19 protein-coding genes and 2 pseudogenes are annotated in these 22567 nt (G+C 72.4%); 12 read left to right on the forward strand and 9 right to left on the reverse strand.

All coding sequences use genetic code 11. From position 1 onward, the window contains the following. The 4 genes from ACWCPM_RS17475 to ACWCPM_RS17490 all read right to left on the reverse strand — a co-directional run. Positions 1–222, reverse strand: a 222-nt coding sequence (locus ACWCPM_RS17475) for an ATP-binding cassette domain-containing protein (protein WP_450977058.1), incomplete at its 3' end; no start/stop codon positions are given. Between the two features lie 70 nt (positions 223–292). Further along, the gene (locus ACWCPM_RS17480; protein WP_450977059.1) at positions 293–1135 is read right to left on the reverse strand and encodes a DUF4097 family beta strand repeat-containing protein; all 843 of its coding nucleotides are present in this window, start codon (positions 1133–1135) and stop codon (positions 293–295) included. 109 nt (positions 1136–1244) lie between these two features. Then, positions 1245–1763, reverse strand: a complete 519-nt coding sequence (locus ACWCPM_RS17485) for a hypothetical protein (protein ID WP_450977060.1) — start codon at positions 1761–1763, stop codon at positions 1245–1247. A gap of 338 nt (positions 1764–2101) precedes the next feature. Next, the gene (locus ACWCPM_RS17490) at positions 2102–3337 is read right to left on the reverse strand and encodes a BtrH N-terminal domain-containing protein (protein ID WP_450977061.1); all 1236 of its coding nucleotides are present in this window, start codon (positions 3335–3337) and stop codon (positions 2102–2104) included. A gap of 332 nt (positions 3338–3669) precedes the next feature. On the opposite strand from ACWCPM_RS17490, the gene ACWCPM_RS17495 reads away from it, so the two are divergent. After that, entirely contained in the window at positions 3670–4149 is a 480-nt protein-coding gene (locus ACWCPM_RS17495; RefSeq protein ID WP_450977062.1) for a WapI family immunity protein, read from the forward strand. Between the two features lie 195 nt (positions 4150–4344). After that, positions 4345–5346, forward strand: a complete 1002-nt coding sequence (locus ACWCPM_RS17500) for a patatin-like phospholipase family protein (protein ID WP_450977063.1) — start codon at positions 4345–4347, stop codon at positions 5344–5346. Between the two features lie 281 nt (positions 5347–5627). On the opposite strand, the gene ACWCPM_RS17505 is transcribed toward ACWCPM_RS17500, so the two are convergent. After that, the gene (locus tag ACWCPM_RS17505; protein ID WP_450977064.1) at positions 5628–7655 is read right to left on the reverse strand and encodes a CASTOR/POLLUX-related putative ion channel; all 2028 of its coding nucleotides are present in this window, start codon (positions 7653–7655) and stop codon (positions 5628–5630) included. A 103-nt stretch (positions 7656–7758) separates the two neighbouring features. Here ACWCPM_RS17505 and ACWCPM_RS17510 point away from each other — a divergent pair, with 103 nt between their 5' ends. Continuing rightward, positions 7759–8727 carry a YceI family protein gene (locus ACWCPM_RS17510; RefSeq protein WP_450977065.1) on the forward strand — a complete coding sequence of 323 codons (969 nt, stop codon included), beginning with the start codon at positions 7759–7761 and terminating at the stop codon, positions 8725–8727. A gap of 567 nt (positions 8728–9294) precedes the next feature. Here ACWCPM_RS17510 and ACWCPM_RS17515 read toward each other — a convergent pair. Then, positions 9295–10774 (reverse strand): annotated as a pseudogene (locus ACWCPM_RS17515) (molybdopterin dinucleotide binding domain-containing protein); the annotation flags it as partial. On the opposite strand from ACWCPM_RS17515, the gene ACWCPM_RS17520 reads away from it, so the two are divergent. Further along, positions 10772–10945, forward strand: coding sequence for a helix-turn-helix domain-containing protein (locus ACWCPM_RS17520; protein WP_450977176.1), 174 nt, complete (start codon positions 10772–10774; stop codon positions 10943–10945). The pseudogene ACWCPM_RS17515 and the gene ACWCPM_RS17520 sit on opposite strands and share 3 nt — an antisense overlap. Before the next feature lie 40 nt (positions 10946–10985). Here the strand turns inward: ACWCPM_RS17520 and ACWCPM_RS17525 are convergent, their stop codons facing one another. Both ACWCPM_RS17525 and ACWCPM_RS17530 read right to left on the reverse strand, forming a co-directional pair. Next, positions 10986–11855 (reverse strand): hypothetical protein, encoded by an 870-nt coding sequence (locus tag ACWCPM_RS17525; RefSeq protein WP_450977066.1) that lies wholly within the window; start codon positions 11853–11855, stop codon positions 10986–10988. A gap of 110 nt (positions 11856–11965) precedes the next feature. After that, a complete protein-coding gene (locus tag ACWCPM_RS17530) occupies positions 11966–12697 on the reverse strand; it encodes a ferritin-like domain-containing protein (protein ID WP_450977067.1) in 732 nt (243 codons plus the stop codon). Positions 12698–12861: 164 nt separating this feature from the next. Between ACWCPM_RS17530 and ACWCPM_RS17535 the strand changes: the two genes are divergently transcribed. The 4 genes from ACWCPM_RS17535 to ACWCPM_RS17550 all read left to right on the forward strand — a co-directional run bounded on the left by ACWCPM_RS17535 (position 12862) and on the right by ACWCPM_RS17550 (position 15842). Then, on the forward strand, positions 12862–13134 hold the full coding sequence (locus ACWCPM_RS17535; protein ID WP_450977068.1) for a hypothetical protein: 273 nt from the start codon (positions 12862–12864) through the stop codon (positions 13132–13134). Between the two features lie 213 nt (positions 13135–13347). Further along, a complete protein-coding gene (locus ACWCPM_RS17540) occupies positions 13348–13887 on the forward strand; it encodes an EF-hand domain-containing protein (protein WP_450977069.1) in 540 nt (179 codons plus the stop codon). Positions 13888–14099: 212 nt separating this feature from the next. Continuing rightward, a complete protein-coding gene (locus ACWCPM_RS17545; protein ID WP_450977070.1) occupies positions 14100–14819 on the forward strand; it encodes a HEAT repeat domain-containing protein in 720 nt (239 codons plus the stop codon). Positions 14820–14825: 6 nt separating this feature from the next. After that, a complete protein-coding gene (locus ACWCPM_RS17550; protein WP_450977071.1) occupies positions 14826–15842 on the forward strand; it encodes a HEAT repeat domain-containing protein in 1017 nt (338 codons plus the stop codon). Positions 15843–16069: 227 nt separating this feature from the next. Here the strand turns inward: ACWCPM_RS17550 and ACWCPM_RS17555 are convergent, their stop codons facing one another. Beyond that, positions 16070–17356: an ATP-binding protein gene (locus ACWCPM_RS17555; protein ID WP_450977072.1), complete on the reverse strand. Its 1287-nt coding sequence runs from the start codon at positions 17354–17356 to the stop codon at positions 16070–16072. Between the two features lie 312 nt (positions 17357–17668). On the opposite strand from ACWCPM_RS17555, the gene ACWCPM_RS17560 reads away from it, so the two are divergent. The 4 genes and pseudogenes from ACWCPM_RS17560 to ACWCPM_RS17575 all read left to right on the forward strand — a co-directional run bounded on the left by ACWCPM_RS17560 (position 17669) and on the right by ACWCPM_RS17575 (position 22566). After that, positions 17669–20086: a SpoIIE family protein phosphatase gene (locus tag ACWCPM_RS17560; RefSeq protein WP_450977073.1), complete on the forward strand. Its 2418-nt coding sequence runs from the start codon at positions 17669–17671 to the stop codon at positions 20084–20086. A gap of 106 nt (positions 20087–20192) precedes the next feature. Next, positions 20193–21107 carry an NAD-dependent protein deacetylase gene (locus ACWCPM_RS17565; RefSeq protein ID WP_450977074.1) on the forward strand — a complete coding sequence of 305 codons (915 nt, stop codon included), beginning with the start codon at positions 20193–20195 and terminating at the stop codon, positions 21105–21107. Between the two features lie 150 nt (positions 21108–21257). Then, positions 21258–21671 (forward strand): annotated as a pseudogene (locus ACWCPM_RS17570) (DUF6003 family protein); the annotation flags it as partial. 193 nt (positions 21672–21864) lie between these two features. After that, on the forward strand, positions 21865–22566 hold the full coding sequence (locus ACWCPM_RS17575) for a hypothetical protein (protein ID WP_450977075.1): 702 nt from the start codon (positions 21865–21867) through the stop codon (positions 22564–22566). The last annotated feature ends 1 nt before the right edge of the window (position 22567 follow it).

Here is a 22567-nt window from a genome sequence, read left to right on the forward strand (position 1 = left end):
GCCGTCGGCGGTGATGAGCGTGGAGAGGATCTTCACGGCGGTGGTCTTGCCGGCGCCGTTCGGGCCGAGCAGCGCGAAGACGGACCCGGCCGGGATGGACAGATCGATGCCGTCGAGGACGGTCTTGTCGCCGTAGGACTTGCGCAGCCCGACGGCGGAGACAGCGGCCGGCGACGGGCGACCGCCGTCCAATGTGGACGTGGGCATGACAGATGAAGGCATGGAGCCCTCCATTCGAAGGGGTGGTGAGCAGGAAAGGGGCTTGGCGGCAGAAGGTGGGGCGGGGGGCGGATCAGGTCCTGGCGCGGCGGATGTCGATGTTGCCGTGCCGGGTGAGCGCGCGGACCTCGACGGTGTCCTCGCCGCCCTGCGGAGCGTCCGACGCGGCGAGCGTGTTGCGCACCTGCCCGGAGCCCGAGTTGACGTCGAGCCAGGCAGCCGTGCCCTCGCGGACGCCGACCTCGATGGAGCCGTACGAGGTCTCCAACCGGGCCGTTCCACGGGCCACTTCGCCCACACGCACGGTGCCGTGCGCGGTCTTCGCGGTGACCGAGTCCCCGGCCCGCGCGATGTCGATGTCGCCGTTGGCGCCGTTCACCCGGATGTCGCCGGTGGCGGCGCCCAAGGTCGTGCTGCCGTGGGAGTTCTTCAGTACGGCCGGCCCGTCGACGAAGCCGACGCGCAGACTGCCGGAGCTCGTGACGATCTCGGCCATGCCCTCGACGCGGTCCACGGTGATCGAGCCGTGCGACGCGGTCAGCTTCAACGGGCCGGTCACAGCGAGGCGGACATCACCGGAGGAGGTCTTCACACGGACCTCGCCGAGCCGCCCCTCACCGAGCACCTGCGCCCAGGCACCGGTCATCTCGACGCGTGACCCCGTGGGCAGTTCGACCGTGACGTCGACGGTGCCGGTGCGGCCGAACAGGTTCGACTTGGGCGTCCTGACGGTCAGCGCACCGCTCGCGTACGTGACCTCGGTCTGGTCGGCCGCCCGCACGTCCAGGTCCTTCTTCGGGTCGCGGGGCTGCACCTCGACGACGGTGTCGCGGCGGTCCCCCGCGATGAACTGGATGGAACCGGCTTCCACGTGCGCCGTGACCGCGACCGGTTCCGGAGTGTCGAAAGAAGGCATGACTGTCCCGTCCTCTTGAGTCCTTGGGACGTCCCCGCTGGTGGGACGTGGTGTGGGTGAAGCGGTCTGGGTGAAGCAGTGTGCGTGAAGCAGGTGGGCCGCCCTGCGGTCAGCGCACCCAACCGGTGAAGCTCTGTCCGACCGACTGGGCCTTCTGCGGCGCGGAGGGCCGGGCGCCGCCGTCGACCGCGACGGACACGGCCCGCACGAGCCACGCGTTGACCGACAGCCCCTCGCGGGCCGCGACCTCCTCGGCCCGCGCCTTGAGGTGGACCGGCAGACGCAGATTGATCCGCGCGGTGCCCCCCTCGTCGCCGTCGGCCGGCGATGGCGCCCTGTAAGGCTCCGTCGGCGCGGCCGGCTCCGCGAGGGCACCGCTCTCGGCGGGCGGCGGCGTCACGACGAAGTCAGGGTCCAGCCCGCGCAGCCGCACATCGACGGACCCGGGAGCCAGCTCACGGGTGATCTCGTCCATCGCGGCGGACAGCACATGCAGCATCGCCAGCCGCGTCGCCGACTCCAGAGGAGCGGTCAGCCGCTCGGCCAGTTCGCGAGCATCCTCCCCAGCGGCCTCGGCGGCCACCGCGAGCTCACGACGGAGGGTGTCGACATACGGGGTCAGGTCCATGACGCCATGATGGCACCCCGATGGCGCCACATGCAACCCCGAACGGCGCCCCTCTGGCGCCACTCCCCCACACACCCCTCTCACCTGCGGAAACGAGCGAAGGGTGACTGACGTCATCGCCACACCAGGCATGTCGACACGCCTGCACGGCCACAGAATGACGACGGATGGCACCACATGGCACCACATGGCACCCGTGCGGCACCGGGCGGCACCGAATGGCGCCCGCGCGGCGCAGGGCATCTCCGAATGGCACCCGTGCGGCGCAGGGCAGCGCCGAATGGCGCTCGCGTGGCGCAGGGCGGCGCCGCTCGGAGATGCCCTGCGCCATCCCGGAGTCAGAGAAGTGCCACGGCCCTGCGTTCGAGTGCGGTGCCGGCCTCGACGAGGCCGGCAAGCTCGTCGAACAGATCCCTGCGCTGTTCGGCGTCGGGCCCCTCGTACTCCTCGGCGAGGGCGTCGGCGCGCGCGCCGAGAGCCCGGATCTCCTCCCCGGCCTCGTCGCCGCGCGCCATGATCAACCGCATCCGACGCTCACTGATCTCCGTGTACGCGCCCAGGCCCGACACCGTCTCCAGCGCGAGGGAGGCCACCCGCTCCCAGCAGCGGGCCGCCTCACGGAACAGGGCCGCCGCATCGGACCGGCCCGCGAGGTCCAGGAAGTCGGCGTACAGGGGCCGCGTCGCCCCGGGCGCCGTGTACTCGACCTCCAGGCACTCATACAGCCTGCGCACCCCGTGGAAGAAGGGCACGGGCCCTCCGAAGCGCCGTTCCCATCCGGTCTTCGTCCTGGTGTCGCGCAACTGGGCGGCGAGCTTCTCCATCCCGGAGAACCCGAAGTTGACGTCGAACTTGTTGCCGAGGACCGGTCCGGTGAGATGCCCGACGGTGGCGGTGATCGCGCCCTCGACATCCGGTGCGCCGGTGGCCGGCCCGGTCGGGACGATCATCTGGTGGCGCCCCTTCCTGTAGGCGGACCAGGCGGCGCCGAACTCCTCCATACCGAGGGCATGCGGGCCGGCGGCCTCGTCGTCGACGTACAGCGTGTCCCCGTCGTGACCGGCGACGACGACCGTGTAGGCGTCGGCCCCGAATCCCGGCTCCATCCCGTGCCAGGGCAGGCGGGACTTGTCCACGGCGCAGAAGACCGGACGACCCGCGTCCAGGGCCTCGCGCAGCTCGGTCCACCGCGGCTTGGAGCTGTGCCGCACCTCGTACGGCACACGCAACCGGTCCAGGGCCGCGGGAACCCACGGCTGCGGATGGTGCTGGGACACGATCGTCAGCAGCGGTGGCAGTCCCCGGTACTCGAAGACGAAGTACATGAAGCCCACGCCCCCGGCCAGACCGGCGACCAGCGCCTCGTCGTGGACGCTGCCCAGCGCATGCCGGATCAGCGACGCCTCATGATGCTGGTCGGTGCCGAACTCGGCGTACGCGAGTCCGGTCGTCGGCGCCGACACCTGGGCCCTCGCCGCCTTGGCCAGCACATGTCGGCGGGCCGTGGTGTACGACTCCCCGGTGCGAGCCATCCGCTCACGCACCAGTTTCTTGAACCCTCGCTGGTCCGTCACTGCCCGTCCTCTCGGGGTGGCCGGCGCGGTCCCTCACGCGGACCGTCACCGTCACCCTGAAGGGAAGACACACGACGAAGGAAGTCACACCCACGACGACACGAAGATCACCTTTGCCCCCGCAACGCCGAGTGGCGTGAGCACTCGGTCTGGGGGTCGGGCGCGCGGGAAGCGCCGCCAGCAGGCTATCCCGCCCCCAGTCCGGCCGACAAGCAGGTGCTCCTCCGGCTCTCGCGTCCCGTCCGGGGTCGCGGACCCCACGTGCCACCCGGTTCGCCACCGTGGCGCCCCTGCCGGTTCAGGGGCCCGGCAGGGCATGGCACACTTCGCCCGTGCGACTCAGCGACCGAGCAGGAGGCATCGTCCTGCGGCCGATCTGCTACGAGTTTCCCGCCGTCAGTGGTGACCCCTGGGACGACAACTGGCTCGTCGTCGAGGCCGAGGTCACCACTCCGGTGGCCAAGTGGTCCTTCACGGATGCGTGTCTGCAGGTCGACGAGGCCCAAGAGGTGTCCGCGTGGCTGCGTGCCGTCGCAGACGGCAGGCGGCCGGACGCGAGGCCGGATGCCGAGGGGCAGCTCGCCCCGGACCTCTCCTTCGTCGAACCGGTCCTCGCCTTCAGCCAGGTCCGGTGGCAGGACGGCACGGGAGTGCTGCGGGTACACCTCTCCCTGGAGGCCGCGCCACCCTGGCAGCAGGACCCGCACCCGGATCTCCATCAGTACGTGATCGAGGTCGAGACGGGCCGCGCCGAGCTGATCCGGGCGGCGGAGGCGTGGGACCAGTACCTCGCCCGGTTTCCCCGGCGCTGAGGCCGCGGTTCATCCGGTGCCGCCGGCATGGCCGGCACCTCTCCGAAGCACTGCCACGACGTCGGGCGCGCGCCCTCGCGGATGCGAGGAATACCCTTTTGTGTGGAGAGGGACGAGGCATTTCTTCCCCTGAAGACCCATCGCCGGGGTCGGTGCATCCGCGTCCGACGATCAGGGTGAGGTGTGTGAAGTGACATGAGGCTTGCGCGAAACCGCAGTCCAGCGCCCCAGGTGCACGACGCCCTCCGAGCCGGTGACACGGAGAACGCCGAACGGAGGGCGCCTTCGGATTCCGGGCACCGCACCGCCGCCGACCCGCGGCACGCGGGCCTGGCCGCACTGCCGCGCCCGGTGGCCGCGGTCGTGGGCGCCGGCGGGGTCCTCGGAGCGGCGCATGTGGGCGTCGGGTACGCGCTGGAGGAACGTGGTTTCGCCCCGGACATGATCGTGGGCACCTCGGTGGGCGCCCTCAACGGCGCCATCGCGGCGGCCCACCCCGTCGAGGCCGCTCCGTGGCTCGACAACGTGTGGTCGCAACTGCGCCGCCGTGACGTTTACCCCTTCGGCTACGTGATGTCGTCACGGGTGAGCCTCTTCAACGATCGGGGCCTGCGTCGGCTCCTCGCCAAGGCCGAGCTGCCGTCCCGGATCGAGGAGCTGCCCGTCCCGTTCACCGCGGTGGCCATGGACCTCGCCACCGGCGCTCCGGCCATGCTCGACCACGGAGACCTCGAGTCCGCGCTGCTGGCGAGCGCGGCGGTCCCCGGGTTGCTGCCCCCGGTCGACCGCGAGGGCCGCACTCTCGTCGACGGCGGGGTGGTTGCCTACATCCCGGTACTGGCTGCCCTGCGGGCCGGAGCGGCGAGCGTCGTGGTGCTGTCGAGCGGGCCCGAGAGTTCGCCGTTGAGCCCGGACATCCCGCGCCGGCGTGCGAGCGCCATCGCGGCCAGGGCCGGTCTGCTCCTCCTCCACCATCAGATCCAGCGCGACCTGCACGAGGTGTCCCGGCACATCCCGACCGTGATGCTGCCGACCGGCATCGACACATGGCCCTCCCCCTGGGACTTCGGTCATACCCAGCGGCTGATCAGCACCGCTGCCCGCACCGCGGGGCACTTCCTGGACAGCCTCCGCGTGGACGGGCCGGGCCTGTACAAGGCCGACACCCCCTTCACGGAATGGGGCGGGCCCGGCTAGACGGCGTCGACCGGCCGGGGTCCCGCGGCCCCCGGCGGCCCCGGCGAGCCGCCGCCCCCCTTCCTCGAGGGGGACGGTCCGTGACCACCCTCGCCCTCCTCGACATCGGGATGCACGGCCACGTCAACCCGACGCCACCGGTACCAGTACCGACACCGATGCCGATGCCGATGGCCGGACCGTTGTCCGGGCGGCGTCCGGGCCGGTCACGCAGGCGCGCGGGGTGAGAGCGAGGGCGGCGCGTCGACGACACGCCTCCCGGACGGTAGGGGCTCCGGCGGTCAGGGCTCACGGGGCGCGGATTCAGCCGCGGCCGGCCCTTGCGTCCCGGTCCTCGGAGGCACGGCGGCTTCCCCTCGCATGCCGGGCAGTGCGCCGCCGCCGCGTTCCGTGGCGTCGGTCGTGGCGGTGCCGGAGGTCAGCACGAGGATCTCGTCCCGGTCGTCCCACACCCGGCGCCACGACTTGCCGGGAGAGAGACGCAGCACGTCGGACGACGTGCCGCCCTGCGCGGGGACCCGGTACCCGAGGGCGCACTCCCCGCGTTCCAGGGCGGCCGCGACGACGGTCGCGAAGGCGGCCTCCGCGCCCGGCCTGACGTAGTGTCCCGCAGGGCGAAGAGCCAGGGCGCCGGCCCGGGCGGCGAAGACCTCGTCGAACACCGCGGCCAGCTCCGGGCTGTGGGAGATCTGCGCCATCACGAGCGCGGTCAGTTCGCCGCGGACCACCGCGTCCGAGGCCGGACCGAGCGGGGCGAGCGCCCGGCTGCGGGGGTCGCGGAACTCCGCCACGACGGGCAGTGCCCGGCCCGCCTCCTCCTCCCGCGCGTGCAGGAACAGGAGCGTGAGGAGGGTCCGGTCGTCGGGCCGCTCGGTGCCCGGGTCCTCGTCGGGCCCGAGCACGACGACGCTGTCGTACTCGAACACGTCGAGGACGTCCAGGAATTCGGGGCGGGCCAGGTCAGCGGTGTGAAGGCGCACCCTCGGCCGTTCGGTGGCCGGCCCGTTCGCGTGGCACTCCGCGTCCGCACGGTCGCCCGCCCCGTCAGAGGCCGGTCTGCGGTCCTGGTCCATGACGACGTCGACGAGGGCGCCCGGAACGGAGGTTTCGCGCAGGATGTCGAGGAGCAGGGGCGCGCGGCGGTTCCAGCCGAGCAGCAGCACACGGGTCGGGGCGGGCGGGCCGGGTAGGCGGGCGGTCATGACGGAGGTGTCGACGTGGTCGCGGCAGTCGACCGGTGGGTCCGTCCGTTCGTCGCGCGCCACGACGACGAGCCGGTCCCCCGCCGCGAGAACGGTGTCCCCTGCGGGTGTCAGGGCGGCCCGGCCGTCCGCCCGCAGGAATCCGACGACGCAGCTCGCCTCGAAGAGCAGGGCGATGTCGGCATAGCACCGTCCCGTCAGCTCCGGGGCGTCCACCAGGTGGAACTCCGCCCCGGAGAAGTCGAGCAGGTCCCGCAGGGCCGCGGACAGGCCCGGGCGCCGGGCCGACTGCGCCAGCAGCCGCGCGGTGGTCACGTCCGTCTCCAGCACCGTGCCCCGTGAGCCGGCCGCCAGCCGCGCGGCGGGCAGGAACCGACCGTCGCGCACGGCGGCGACCACCGGCGGCCCCGTCCGCGCTCCGAGCAGCACCCGCAGGGCCAGCAGCACCCGGACGACCTCCACGTCGGCACCGTCACCCGTCTCGTCGGACGGCAGCACCAGCACCGAACGGGCCGCGGCGGGTGCGACGAGCGCCAGCGCCCGGGGGTCCGCCGGTGAGCCGCTCCGGCAGACCAGCCGGGCCCTGCCGACGCCGCCGCCGAGGACCGCGGTGAGAGCCGTCTCCATCTCGGCCGTGTCATGCTCCGCGAGCACGGCGACCACCCCGCGCGGGCGGGCCGCCACGGCGGCGACGGTCTCGGCGACGACCGTGAAGACCTGGTCGGACCAGCCCAGCACGACCGCGTGGTCCTCTTCCAGCACCGTGGAACGGCCGCGGCGCAACTCCTCGAGCCGGTCGCCGAGTCCGGTGGTGATGACGCCGATCAGGGTGGACACGCACAACAACGCGATGAGCCCGAGCAGCCCCGCCAGCAGCATCCGCAGCGGCCCGCCCGTGACACCGCCCAGCCGTAGGGTCTCCGCGCTGGTCCGCCACACGGCGGTGAGCCGCCCCGCCAGGCTCCGTGGTGCCGCGGGGTCGGTCCACACCATGAGCGCACTCACCGGCAGGACGACGGCGAGGCAGCACGCCGCCAGCCAGCTCAGCAGCGTGCCCGTGCTGCGTGCCAGGGTCCTGTCGAAGAGATACCGCGCCCTGTCCCGCAACGGAGTAGATCGCCGCCGCCCCGCCACATCCGCCCCCTGCTGTCGCCTCGTACCGGTTCCGGGGCTGCCCGCTCCCCTGCTCCTGTCCCCGAACGAAGCGTGCGTGCGACACCACCGCGACACGCCGCGCCCCAGGCACATTCACCCGTTCGGACAGGCCGCGGACCGGAGTGGTGGCGTCGCGGACGACCGTCCCGCGCCGTCGGCCGCCGACGCACCCGTGCCGCGGCGGCCGTCCGGTCTCGGCGAACTCCGCGGATTCGGCGGACTCGGCGGACTCGGCGGACTCGGCGGACTCGGCGGACTCGGCGGTCAGGACCGCGTCATGGGCACCACGCTTGTGACGGATGGCACGCGTCGCCTCGCATCTGTCACAAACGGGGTGACCACGTTGTCTCTCATGGTGAAGACAACGTTCAAGGATGCTCAAGGCAACAGGGTTGTACAGATGCTCAAAGACCGCAGTCGGAACAGGGTCTCCCCCGCGCACCCCGCGGGCCCGTTCCATGCGCCGAACGGTATCTACATCATCGACTCGGCTCGCAGTGTGATCGGGTTCTCCCTTCGCCATGCCGTCCTTCTCGACACCGTTCTCTTCGACGTCAGCGGGGAATTCAGCTCCTTCGAAGGGATCCTCCAGCTCGACGGCACGCATCTTTCCCGCAGCGCGGCATACATGAGCGTCCAGACCGAAAGCCTCGACACACACGATCGGGAACGGGACGAGCACCTCAGGGGTCCCGAGTTCTTGGACTCCCGCACGTTCCCGTTGATGACGTTCCGATCGACCGGAATCAACGGTGTAGATGGCAAAGGCGCCCGCCTCGACGGAATCCTGAGGATGAAGGACGTGGAACTGCCCGTCACCGTCGACCTGGAGTTCGGCGGAGCGGCTCAGGACGCGTCGGGGAAGTTCCGGGTCGGATTCCGAGGAACAACCACCCTGAGGCGGTCCGACCGGTGGCCGGCGTGGCATGCGCGATCCGCGCCGGCCATGTCACCCGTCGACGACAGGATGTCGCTGAACATCGACATATCCGCGGTTCGCATCGAACCGTCGACCCTGGCCTGACCAGCCAGGAATCACCCCAAGAACCAGGCCGCTCCGTCCCGAGGGCGAGGGACGACCGGCCTGCTCGCGCCGCACCGTGGGGACGGAGGTCGGCGCGCGAGTCGGCCGGGTGGGGTACTTCTGGAGCGGAGAGTACCCTGCCCGGCCGAACATGGCACCGGCACGAAGGCATTGGCGCGATCACGGCCGAAGCGGCGGCAGAACGGTCTTCAACGCGGCGGACAGAGCCACCGCGGCCCCGACCTGGTCCCACGCGGTTTCCTCCGCGTCGGAAAGCCGGACCCCGCTCGGCGCAATTCCGGATTCGCCACGGTCCGGGCGTCTTCGCCCATCACGCCGATTCGTTCACGGCCGAGCGATCGGCGGACCGGACACCGAAAAGCCGCGGGGCGATGCGCCCTTCGCTCCACACCGGGTCCGGCCGGGAGCCGATCGGTCAATTCGGAGAAGGCCGTCATGGGGCCTCATCTCTGCGCGTCTTCCGCTATGCCGGCGGCCTCGCCCGGTGCGCGACGGCCGCCCCGGCGCGAGCCCTGGACGGGCCGTCGGCGGGAGCCCCCGGACAGCTCACTCCGAGGGCTCGATGGTGACCTTGACGTGCTTCATGAGCGGCTGGTCGCTCTGCGTGCTGTAGTCGCAGAGCGCGACCAGGACGTTCATCTCGGGCATATAGCCCGCCGCGCACCCGCGAGGGAGGTCGTAGGGGACGGCGAGGAAGCCGTCGAGACCCCGGAGGCTCCCGTCCTTGGCGGTGGCGGTGATGTCGACGCGGGCGAACTCGGCGATGCCGCGCTCGCGCATGTCGTCCTCGTTCATGAAGACCAGCTCGCGCAGGTTCTCGATACCCCGGTAGCGGTCGTTTTCCGAGTAGACCGTGGTGTTCCACTGGTCGTGGGAGCGCATGGTGCCGAGCGCCAGGGTGCCCGGGGCGGGGACGACGTCGGGCAACGGGGCACTGGAGAACTCGGCGCGTCCCGACGGGGTGAGGAAGACCAGTTCGCGGGCGGGCTGCTTGAGCCGGAAGCCCAGTGGCAGGCGCACCCTGCGGTTGAAGTCCTCGAACCCGTCCAGCACTTGGGCCATGGTGTCGCGCATCCGGTCGTAGTCCTCGATGTACCACTCCCAGGGAGTGGGGCTGTCGGGCAGCGCCGCCCGCGCCATGCCGGCGATGATCGCGGGCTCCGAGAGCAGATGCCGTGAAGCGGGCCGTCTCATACCGACGGACAGGTGGACCATGCTCATCGAGTCCTCGACGGAGGTGCTCTGCAGCCCGCTCCGCTGCTGGTCCTTCTCGGTACGGCCGAGGCAGGGCAGGATCAGGGCCCGTGTGCCGTGGACGAGATGACTGCGGTTCAGTTTCGTGCTGACCTGAACGGTCAACTCGCAGGTGCGCAGGGCCTCGTAGGTGTAGTGCGTGTCGGGGGCGGCGAGGGCGAAGTTGCCCCCCATTCCGACAAAGACCCTCACGTCTCCGCGGTGCATGGCCTCGATGGTCCCCACGGTGTCCAGACCGTGGTCGCGCGGCGGGTCGATCCCGCAGACCTGCGAGAGCCGGTCGAGGAACGCCTGGGACGGACGGTGGTCGATGCCGCAGGTGCGGTTCCCCTGGACGTTGCTGTGGCCGCGTACCGGGGAAGGGCCGGCGCCCTCCCGGCCGAGGTTGCCGCGCAGCAGAAGGAGGTTGACGATCTCGCGCACGGTGTCGACGCCGTGCTCGTGCTGGCTGACGCCCCAGGCACCAGCTCATGATGGTGCGGTCCGCTTCGCTGTAGACGCGTGCCGCCTTCAGCATGTCGGCCCGGCTGAGGCCGGACTGGTGCTCAAGCTCCTGCCAGGTGGTGTTCTCGCACACGGTGCGGTACTCGTCGAAACCCACGGTGTAGCGGTCGATGAACTCCCGGTCCAGAGCCCTCGGATCGGTCCGCGACTCCTCCAGGACCGCCTTGGCCATGCCGCGCACCAGCGCCATGTCGCCGCCGATGCGCGGCTGCAGATTCAGTGTGCTGGTCCGGGTCGTCCTGTACAGGGCCATGTCCACGAAGTCGTGCGCACCGCCAGAGTCACCGAGATCGCGGCACGCTGGCAGTTCGCCGACGCGAGTCACTTCATCCGGCAGTTCAAGGCGTGCTACGGAGCGACGCCGGTCGCCTACGTCAGAAGCCACGCCAACGCGGCCGGCGCGAACCCGCCCGACGTCGGCCGCGGCCGGCCGCGCTGATCGGTCGCGGGCCGGTCACCAGCGGTGGGCGCCGCCTGCTTCAGGTGCGGTGGCGGAGGGTGAGTGTCCAGGTGTCCACCGTGTAGCGGCCGGGCTCGCCCGTGTGCGGCTCGCAGACGAACGCGCTGACCCTGTCGCCGTCCCGCCGCAGCTTCCGTCTGAGCTGCCCCCGCACGTCCGTGGAGGCTTCGGCGAGTTCGGCGAGGATCGTGCCGTCGAGCGCGCGGCCCACCGCGAGGATCTGCCGGCCGTCGAAGACCAGGATCGTTCCGTCACGCAGGACCAACGGCTCGGGCCCCTGGGGATCCCGCAGTCGCGGGCCGCGTTCCACGACTCCACCGGGCAGCAGCCGCACGACCCGGCTCTCGGTCGGCAGGCGGCGGTCGGCCTCGACGACGCGCACACCGGTGCCGACGACATAGTGGCCGTAGGAACGCCACGCGTCCGTCCGGGTGCCGTCCCGGTCGTACTCCCAGGTGTCGAAGCAGTCGTAGCCCTCCAGCCCGAGCACGAACCGGCCGCCTCCCCGCGCCGCGCCCCTCGCCCCGCGCAGCTCGGCGACCAGCTGCCCGTCCGCGAGGTCGAGGAGCAGCGCGGGGCCGAGGAAGCCCCAAGGCGTGTACTCCAGGGAGTCGGTGGTGACGAGCACGCGGTCCCCGGACAGGTGGGCGGCGTTCGGCCGGCCGTCGAAGCGGTGCGTCCAGCGGGTGCGTCCGTCGGAATCGACGCAGCGGACCGATCCGACGGCACCGACCAGGGTCAGGCCGTCCCGGCGCGCCAGCGGGTCCTTCGGCTCCCAGTAGGACACGAAGGGCACCTTCCCCACCGTGCGCTGATGGTCGATCACGTCGGCGCGCCATGCGCCGGCGGTCCCGCCCCCTGCATCCGCGCTCGTTCTGTCTCTCGGCATGCGCGCGATCCTAGTGCCGTCCGACCAGGCCTTACGAGGCGCGGGTCGCGTCCCTGGGCCGCGGGGCTCACCGAGGCTCCTGGCCCGGGTCGCCGCCCTGCCGCCCGGTGTCAGTCCGTGCTCGTCCAGGCATCCGGACGGTGGGCCACCACCGCGGAGACGACCGCTGCGGAAGAGGCCACGACGTCGGTCACGAAGCGCAGGCGCCCGACGCCGAGTCGTCGCAGCGCCGCTCCGTGGTCGGCGGCCACGACGAGGGTGACCGCCAGCAGAAGCAGTCGCCACAGCTCCATCACCGGGCGTCGTGCGCGGCGGGGCAGCTCCGCCAGGGAGGCGTGCAGTCGCTCGCAGTGGAACGGGACGTGGCGCTGCTCGTCGGCGAGGATCCGCCCGGCGACGTCCGTGGTGAGCGAGTCGTCGGTGCCGTCGCGCAGGGCGCGGTAGTACCGCAGTGCCACCAGCTCCGCGATCATCAGCACCAGCAGCTCCATGCGCAGTCCCATGAGCCGGCGCAGCTTGACGAAGACGGTGTCGCTCCAGTGGCCGGGCAGCGTGGGCACACCTCCCGCGGCCAGCAGCCCGGCGAGCAGCCGGGCGTGGTTCTGCTCCTCGGCGACGAAGAGCCGGACCGCTCGGGCGTAGTCCCGGTCGCCGGCCTCGTCCGCCTTGGCGACGAGGTTGTCGCCTTCGCCGTCCTCACCGACCTGGAAGCGCTGGACTCCGCCCCACACCGCGGGATGCAGCGTCGCGCCCCGCCCCCAGTCCGGGTCGCCCTGGGCGCGCCTGCGCTCACGCTCGTCCTCGAACCGCCGTGTCCACTTGGCGAAGTCTGCGGTGTGCACCGGTCTCCCCTCTCCGGGGCACGGCGTCCACCCCGCCCCGGAGAGAGACGACGCCGGTCGACTCCGAACCGTTGCACCGCGGACTTGGATGCGGGGCGTGCGGTGCAACTACCTTATGAGGCGCGACAACCGGCGGGGCGCGGCTGAGCGACATGGGGGAAGAGATGAGAAGGCATCACAGACTCGGCGCGGCGATGGGCGCGGGAGTGGCCGCTTTGCTGCTGCTCTCGGGATGCAGCATGCCGACCGACTACAGCGAGATCGTCACGTTCACCGACGAGCACGGCCGGGTCTGCACCGCGGCGGTGGTCGTCGACCAGGAGCAGAACCAGGGCGACGACTACCAGGTGGCCGCCCTGGACTGCGACTACCCCCCGCAGGGCCGCACACCGGGACCCACCCGCTACTCACCCCTGCCGCAACGGGATTCCGACTGACCCCACGCGCACCGCCGGCACCTGCGCGAGGGCTCCGTCCGAGGCGAAGTCCGGCCTCAGGCGGTGGCTCGGCACGGTGCAAACCGGCGCTCGTGGCACTCGACCGGCGTGGCGCGCGGGTCCACGAGCCGTCGTGCACCCGGGCGCCGTTCGTCGCCCTTCCGTCGCGGACAGCCTGTTCCTGGCGCGAAGAGAACCGAGAGGGGTGCGCTTGTGGCCAGTCAGTTCCAACGCATCAAAGTCCAGGCGATGTTCGACGCGATCGACGCGGACGGCAGCGGCTATCTGGAGGAGAGCGACTTCCGGGCACTCGCCGCCCGCTGGGGTGGGCTGCCCGCCGTGCGGGCGGGCGGCGAACTGGCCGCGCGGGTCGAAACAGTGATCATGGGCTGGTGGGACAGCCTGGCGGCCACGTCGGACACTCCCGAGGACGCCAGGGTCGACATGGACGCGTTGATGACCGTGGTGGACCGGCTGCCGTCGATGTCGGAGGCCGTCGCGGCAACCGCCGACACGATCTTCGACGCGGTGGACGAGAACGGCGACGGGCACATCTCCCGCCACGAGCACCGCAAGCTGATCGACACCTGGCACGGCCGGAGCATCGACACCGCTGACGTCTTCGACCAGCTGGACGCCGACGGCGACGGTTACCTGGAGCGAGGGCAGTTCGCCGAGCTGTGGACGCAGTTCTGGATCAGCACCGACCCCGCCGATCCCGGCAATCTGATGTGCGGTCCGCTGCGCGGCTGACACGCGGCGACCAGGACCTCGCCCGCCGCCGAGCGGGCCGGGCCCGGGGGTGCGGCAGGCCGGGGGTGTCCCCGTCGACCTCCCGCACCCGCGGGAGCCGTCCTCGCCGGCGGAGAGGGCATCGGATACGCACCACGGACCCGCGCCGGAGGTATCCGGCTTGACCTTGACACCGTGACAACGCCTTCACTGCGGTCGAGGAGGTGGTCACGATGATCGTGCCGCAGGAGGGCACGCACGAGGTCACGCACGAGGGCACGCAAGAAGACACGCACGAGGGCACACCCACGGAGCGAGTTCTCCAGGGGCTCGCGAGCGACGACTCGTCGACGCGGCTGCGGGCGGCGCTGGCGCTCGGCACCGGACCGGATCCCGCGTTCGTCGACAGGCTCGTCGAACGGTGCGCGGTCGAGCCCGACTTCTCCGTGCGGGAGACGCTCACCTGGGCGCTGACGCGCCATGCGCCCTCACTGACCGTCCCGAAGCTCGTCCGGGAACTCCGCTCGGAGCATGCGCAGGCACGGAGTCAGGCCTTGCACACGTTGTCCAAGGTCGGGGATCGGCGGGCGTGGCCCGCGATCACCCGGACACTGCTGACCGACGCCGACGACGAGGTCGCGCGCAGCGCCTGGCGAGCGGCGGTGGCACTCGTGCCCGAGGGGGAGGAGCGTGGGTTGGCGGACGTGCTGACGACCCAGCTCGCGCGCGGTGGGCGTCGGACGCGGCTGAGCCTGAGCCGGGCGCTGATCGGGCTCGGTGAGGAGGTCGTCGTGCCCGCGCTGCGCGACGCGATGGCGGACGCGGTCCCCCAGGTGCGGGAGCACGCGATCGCCACGGAGCGACTGCTGCGGGACCCTGATGCCGGGTTCGAGTTCGCGATCGAGGAGGCGCAGCGCATCGTGGTCATGGGCACGAAAGGTGAGGAGGGCTGACGGGACGTGCTGATCGGTGAGGTGGCACGACGGTCCGGGGTCAGTGCCCGCATGCTCAGGCACTACGAGTCCCTCGGTCTGCTGCGGCCGACGGGGCGCACCGGCGCCGGCTACCGGGAGTACTCCGGCGAGGACGTCCGGCGCATCTTCCACATCGAGAGCCTGCGGTCCCTGGGGCTGTCGCTGCGCGAGGTCGGACGGGCGCTGGACGATCCCGGCTTCGAGCCCTCGGCGCTCGTCGGCGACCTGATCCGCCGGACACGGGAACGCATCGCCAGTGAGACGGAGTTGCTCACGCGGCTCAACCGGATCGGCGCGGCCGGCCCGGCCGGCTGGCAGGACGTCCTGCGGACCGTCACCCTCCTCCAGGGTCTGAACTCGGAGAGCGCCGGGCAGCGCCAGCGCGCCGCGCTGTCCTCGCCGTCCTCCGCCGAAGGTGTTCCGGTGCCGGTCGAGGCACTGGCGGAGGCGGCGCTGAGCGAGTCGGACCCGAACGTGGCCGGCGCCCTGCGGTGGGCTCTGGCGCAGTCGGGCGACGGCGGGCTGGCGCTGCTGGCGCAGGGCCTGCGCTCACCGGTGCCCGAGGTGCGCGAGCGCGCCGTCCGCTGCATCGCCGAGCTGCCGGACCGCGAGGCGACGAGCGCGGTGCTGCGCGAGGCCCTCGGGCATTCCGACGTCGTGGTGCGCGGGAGTGCCGCGCTGGCGCTCGGGGCACGCGGGGCGGCCGACGCGGTCCCGACCCTCATCGACATGATCGTCGACGAGCGGAACGACGTGGAGGCGGCGGACGCCCTGAGCGCGACGGCGAGTGAGGCCGCGCTGGCGGACGACATCGCCACGCGGCTCGTCGAGCGCCTCGCTCCTGGCACCCTCGACGCGTCGGCGCGCCGGCGGCTGACGCAGGCGCTCGCGGAGATCCCCGGGAGCACGGCGTCCCGTGCCCTCGCCGAGCTGTCGCACGACGAGGACCGCGGCGTCGCGCTGACCGCGACGTACGTCCTCACGCTGCGAGAGGGCCACTAGTGCCGCGTCAGTCAAGGTTTGCCCGTGAGGAGCGGCGTCGTGGGGGCCCCTCCCGCTCGAGCGAAGCCGAGAGTGGGGGAGCGTGCTCTCGGCGTGCCGGCCGGAAGCCCTCGTACTGGACGTACTCGGGCTTTCGGCCGGTGCGGCGAGAGGGCGTGCCGGGCGTCGCGACGGGGCGGACCTCGGCTGACGCGGCACTAGCGTCCCGCAGCCGCGTCGGGCGGTGCTCAGAGCCGGCTGAACTTCTCTATGTCCTGGGTGAATTCCTCGATCAGCCGCGGTGTGAGCGTGGACCGGGTGTCGGCGACGGCGGTCATGTAGTCGTCCGTGGTGGCCGGCAGGCCCTGGCGGTCCGTGACCTCGCGCTCGAAGGCCGCCTGCGCGCCCTTGCGGGCCGCGAACTCGATGTCGGCCGGGGTGAACAGCTCGGTCGCCGCCACCAGTCGGGAGAGGTCGATCGACTCGGTGGCGGCCCTGAGGTAGCGGGCCCAGATCGCCGAGCGGGCGGCCGGGTCCGGGGGCCCGATGGGGATGACGTAGTCGAACCGGCCCGGTCGCAGGAACGCCGCGTCCAGGGAGCGGACCGAGTTGGTGGCGCAGACCAGCAGCCGCGAGTCCTGCTCGCGGAAGACGGGGATGAGTTTGAGCAGTTCGTTGGTCACCCCGTGGCCGGGGTCGACGGCCTTGCCCGACCGCGCTCCGGCAATCTCCTCGACCTCGTCGATGAAGAGCAGCACCGAGTCGAGTTCGGCCAGTTCCGCGAAGGCCTCCCGCAGTGCCGTCGCCAGCCCCTCGTTGGTGTCGGCCGCCAGCCGCGACGGGAAGAGTTCCACGAACGGCCAGCCGAGCCGGGAGGCCACCGCTTTGGCGAAGCTCGTCTTCCCGGTGCCGGGCGGACCGAACAGGATGGTCGCCTTGGGCGGGACGACGCCGTAGCGGTCGGCCAGCGACGGCTCCTGCAGGGGCAGTACGACACGGCGTTCGACCACCTGCTTCTCCCGGTTCATGCCGGCCATGGCGTCCCAGAGGCCGTCGGGCAGCATGCGCCCGCCCAGTGCGGCCAGGACGTCCGCGTTGGCGCATCCGGGCGGTTCGAGCTTCTCGTAGTAGGTCAGGTCGTCGCGGAAGCGGTAGCCGGAGTTCTCCAGGGCCTTGGTCCCGGCGGCGCCCGCGGGCAGCAGCGCGCTGACGTGCCGCACGCCCACGGCACGCAGCCGCCGCTCCAGCTCGGTCAGCAGGGCGCTGCCGATCCCCCGCTCACGCCACCGCGGAGCCAGCGCGATCAGGAGCATCCAGCCCCGTCTGCCGTGCGCCTGCGCCATGGCCATGCCGACCAGTTCGTCACCCACGACGGCGACCACCGCGGGATCCCCCGCCTTCGCCGCTCCGATCACTTCCGAGACCGGGAAGACGGGATCATGACCGGCCTGACCTGCCTGGCGGCTCTGGTCCCAGACCTGGATCGCCTGGTCCAGGTCGTCGTCGTGATAGTCGCGCAGATGCCAAGCGGGCATCACCACCACCTCTCCCGGCGCGCAAACTCCCATTCTTCCCCGCCGGGACCCGCCGCGCTCGGCGGGTCCCGGCGGGAGGTCGTGGGTCCCGGCGGGGAGGTCGTGGTGTCACCGGTCGGCCACGCGCTGCCGCACGACGTCCACCGGTGGCCGCGCACATCCACCGACCGGCTCCCGTCCACCACCGACCCGCTCCCGCACGACTACCGAACGGAACGCGTGGACCACGGTCCGTCGCCCCGGGGCACCCTCCCTCTCGCATCCCCCGGGCTCCGCTTTGCAGGCGCGGGAAGGCCGACCTAGCTTGGGGAAGTGTTCCCCTTCGACGCCGCATCGGGTGCCGGCCCGGCGTACGGCGACGCCGCTACGGCGCTGGCGGTCGTCGATCGCGGCGGGGTGGTGACGCGGTGGACGGCCGAGGCCGAGCGACTCCTCGGTCACCGGGCCGAGGACATGCTGTTCCGGCCGGCCGAGCGCCTGGCGGCCCACCCCGGTGAGGGGGCCGGCTGGTTCGGACGCGAGTGGTCGGGACGTACGCGCCTGCGCCGTCGTGACGGGCGGACCGTGCAGGTGAGTCTGCGGGTGACCGCGCTGCCGGGGCCGGACGCGACGGTGGACTGGCTGGTCTCGCTGCTGGGAGCGGCCCAGTCGACGCCCGCGGTCTCGGTCGCGGAGAACAGTCCCTTCCCGACGGCGGTGTGGGACTCCGAGTTGCGCATGGTGTGGCTGAACGCGGCCCTCGCGCGCGCCTACGGGCCGTCCTGGCCGCAGCGGCTCGGGCTGCCCTTGGAGGAGTCGCCGCTGTACGCGGACACCGAGCAGGTCACGGCGCTGTTCCGGCAGGTCCTGGAGAGCGGCGTCCCGGTGATCGACCACGAGCTCGACCCGCGGGACCGCCGCTGGCGCCGCACCTACGCGCTGTCGGTGTTCCCGGTGGAGAACGCACGGGACGGCGAGCCCGGGGTGTGCTCCACCAACGTCGACGTCACGACCTCGCGGCGGGCACGGGAGCGGGTCACCCTCCTGAGCCGGGCGGGCACCCGCATCGGCACCACCCTGGACATCATGCAGACCGCCCAGGACCTGGCCGACGTCCTGGTGCCCGCGCTGGCGGACTATGTGACCGTCGACCTCGCGGACGCGGCCGAGGTCGACGAGGAGCCCCTGGCCCGGCTCGGCACGACCGGCTCGGGCGCCGTCCCGGCCTTCCACCGCGGAGGCGTGGCGTCGATCCGCGAAGGGGTCCCGGAGTCCCTCTGGGCGCGTGGCGAGCCGGTCTACGTGCCTCCGCGCTCACCCTTCCTGGAGGTCCTGTCCACCGGACGCTCCTATCTGGAGCCCGTGCTGAACACGTCGCCCGGATCGTGGCTGGACGACGACGCGGGACGCCGGGAGAAGATCGTCTCGCTGGGCATGCACAGTCTGCTGGTCGTCCCCATGCAGGCCCGCGGCGAGATCCTGGGGGTCACCGTGCTCGTCCGCACGGAGACCCTCCTGCCCTTCGACGAGAACGACCGCGAGGTCGCCGAGGAGGTGGTGAGCCGGGCGGCGCTGAGCCTGGACAACGCACGCCGCTACACCCGCGAGCACACGGCGGCCCTGGCGCTCCAGCGCGACCTGCTGCCGCGCAATCCGAGCGGTGGGACCGCCCTGGACGTGGTGTGGCGCTATCTGCCGTCCGACCGGCGCGTCGGTGTCGGCGGCGACTGGTTCGACGTGGTCGAACTCTCCGGCGCCCGGATCGCCCTGGTGGTCGGCGACGTCGTCGGCCATGGCATCAGCGCCGCGGCGGGGATGGGACGGATCCGTGCCGCGATGCTCACGCTCGCCGCGCTGGACCTGTCCCCCGCGGAGGTGCTGGCCCATCTCGACGACCTGCTGGCCCGCCTCGCCGCCGAGGACCTCGAGTCGAAGGCCATGCCCACCACCATCAGCGGGGCCACCTGCCTCTACATCGTCTACGACCCGGTCACCCGGCTGTGCCGCGCCGCACGGGCCGGCCATCCGCCGCCCGCGCTCGTCGACCCCTCCGGTGAGGTCACGCTCCTCGACATCCCGGCCGGGGCGCCGCTCGGTCTGGGTGGGCAGACGTACGACGACGTGGAGCTGGAGCTGAGTGAGGGCAGCACGCTCGTGCTGTACACCGACGGTCTCGTGGAGACCCGCGACCGGGACATCGACTTCGGTCTGGAGCGTCTGCGCGGCGCACTGACCCAGCGCCCCGGGGCCCCGTTGCGGGATCTGCGCTCGGCGGTCGTGGGCACCATTCCGCCCGGAGAGCAGGCCGACGACGTCATGGTGCTCCTGGCACGGACCCGTTCGCTGGGTCCGGACCAGGTCAGGGAATGGGAGCTGGACGCCGACCCGTCCGCCGTGGGTGGCGTGCGGGCGAACGCCGTGCGGGCGCTGGTGGAGTGGGGCCTGGAACGGCTGGTGCCCGTCGCGGAGCAGATCGTCGGCGAGCTGCTGGCGAACGCCGTCCTCCATGCGGTGGGGCCGCTGCGGCTGCGACTGATCCGCGACCGGGTGCTGGTGTGCGAGGTCTTCGACGGCAGTCTCAACGCGGTGCGCACGGTCAGCGCCGGTCCTGACGACGAGGGCGGACGCGGTCTGGCCATCGTCACCGCCCTCGCGGCACGCCATGGCTCCCGTGGGACGCCGACGGGCAAGTGCGTGTGGGCGGAGATCCCGTTGCCGTCGCGTCCGACGGCGGCCGGGGGCGGAACCTGACCGGCGGGCCGGCCGTGGACTCCGGGGCTGAGGGACACCGGGGCAGGTGACGGGAGCATCCTGCCGGGGAACGCCGTCATCGCGGCCCGTTCCGTACCCTTGCGGCATGCGCATGCGCCCCACCTTGAGCTGGACCCCTCCGGGTGATCTGCCGCCCGGCACCACGGACCTGGAGCCGGTCGCCGACGCGCTGAGCGCCGGCGGTGTGCTGGTGCTCAGCGGAGCGGGGATCTCCACGGAGTCGGGCATCCCCGACTACCGGGGCGAGGGCGGGAGCCTGAGCCGTCACACCCCGATGACCTACCAGGACTTCACCGCCGACGCCCGGGCCCGGCGCCGGTACTGGGCGCGCAGCCACCTCGGCTGGCGGACCTTCGGCCGCGCCCGCCCCAACGCCGGCCACGAGGCCGTGGCCGCGTTCGGCCGGCACGGACTGCTGGCGGGTGTGATCACCCAGAACGTCGACCGGCTGCACCAGGCCGCGGGCAGCGAGGACGTCGTGGAGCTGCACGGGAGCCTGGCCCGGGTCGTCTGCCTCGGCTGCGGCGCCTTCAGCTCGCGCCACGACCTCGCCCGGCGGCTGGCGGAGGCCAACCCGGGCTTCGCGCCGGTGGCCGCGGGGATCAACCCGGACGGTGACGCGGACCTGACCGACGACCAGGTCGGGGACTTCCACGTGGTGCCCTGCGCGCTGTGCGGCGGCATCCTCAAACCGGACGTGGTGTTCTTCGGGGAGAACGTTCCGCCGCAGCGCGTCGAGCGCTGTCGCCGGCTGGTCGGCGAGGCCGCCTCGCTGCTGGTCCTGGGCTCCTCGTTGACGGTGATGTCCGGGCTGCGGTTCGTCCGGCAGGCCGCCGAGGCCGGGAAGCCGGTCCTGATCATCAACCGGGACCCGACCCGTGGCGACCGGCACGCCCGCGTCCGGGCCGCGCTCCCCCTCGGCACGGCCCTCACCGCGCTGGCGGGCCGGCTGAACGTCCCGCTCGACGGTCAGGCGCCGGTCGGCCCCTCGACCGCGTGACGGTGACCGAAGGCCGCAGGGACCGCACGGCGCCGGACCTCCGCACGGACGGGCGCGAGAGCTCGGTGCCCGCACCGGCCGAAGAGCCGGCTGATCCGGGCGAGGCGGGGTAGTGGGAGGTCGATCAGCCCCGTCGACAAGGAGCCGCGGATGACCGACGACGCCTACCTGTTCCTGCTGGACGACGCGTCCGCGCCGCTCGGCGTGGCCCCCGCGGCGGTCGGTGATCTGCCGTCCCTGGAGACCCCCGCGGTGCACGCGTGGCCGGCCGCGCAGGGAAGCGGCCCGGCCTCCCCGGATCTGCGCCTGCTGCCGCCGGAGGAGAGGGCGGCCGTGCCCGAGGGGGCGGAGCGGCTGCCCCTGCGGCTGAGCGACGAGGAACTGAACCGGGTACGCCACGCGATGGCACCGGAGTCGCTCGCCCGGGTCGAGGAGGAGTTGCTGGCCTACCGCGACTACGCGGACGGCCGGGACGGCCTGATCGGAGGGGCCTTGGCCGCAGGCGTGCCGCCGCACCGCGTCGTCGAACTGACCGGGGTGGACCCGGCGACCGTGACCGCCGCTGAGAACGCGGCGGCCTCGGCGGTCGTCCGCCGGCGCCCGCTGCCCGCGGCCCGCCCCCGCCCGTCCTGCCGCCCCGGCGTACGGTGCCGTCCTCGGAACAGCACCCCGCCCCCGATTGACAGGTGCATGGCTCTTGCCTAGTTTCCTGTGCGGTCGCGGCGTCGCTCAGGCCCGCTCCCCCAGGAGGATGAACATGGTCGCACCGTTCGTCACCCACCGCGCCCTCGACGGCGCGACATATCGCCTGGAGGGCGAACTCGACCTCCGGGAGCCGTGCACCTCCGCCGTCGAGGTCGCGGCCGGTGGACGGCTGGTCGAGTTCACCGCGGGACCCGCCACCCTGGGTGCCGATGTCGCCGCCTCGCTCGGCATCGGAGCCGCCGATGACGAACTCACCTTCCAGAAGGGCACGTTGCGCATCCATCGGTCGGTCGAGCGCGAGGCGCGCTCCGGGCTCGTGGAGCGTCCGTCGCTCGTCGTGTGGAGTGGGGAGCGCCACTCGCTCGTGACCCGCCTCTACGGCCTGGGCGCGGCGGAGGTGCTGGGACTGCTCAGGTCGGTACGCATCGCCGAGAGCGAGCACGGACTGTCCCTCCGGCCCGAGCCCTCGGCGGGAAGCGCCTTCGCGCGGCCCGCGACAGTGATCAAGGAAGTTCCCGGCCTGGGGCTGCTGGAGCTGAGCCGGCGGACGAAGGAGCACACCGCCCAGCTTCCCCCCTGGAAGGGGGTGGCGGTCGCGTCCGGTGAGCTGTTCCGCGACACGCTCTCCGACGGCAGCCCGTTCTTCGTGCTCGCCTCCGCCGAACTCTGGGCCACGCTGGTGCCGTTGGCGTCGACTCCCGTCGCACGCGTGCCGGACCTGGTCGGGCGTCTCACGCTGCGGCGCACCGGGTGAT

The organism is Streptomyces sp. NPDC002309, from assembly GCF_053593375.1.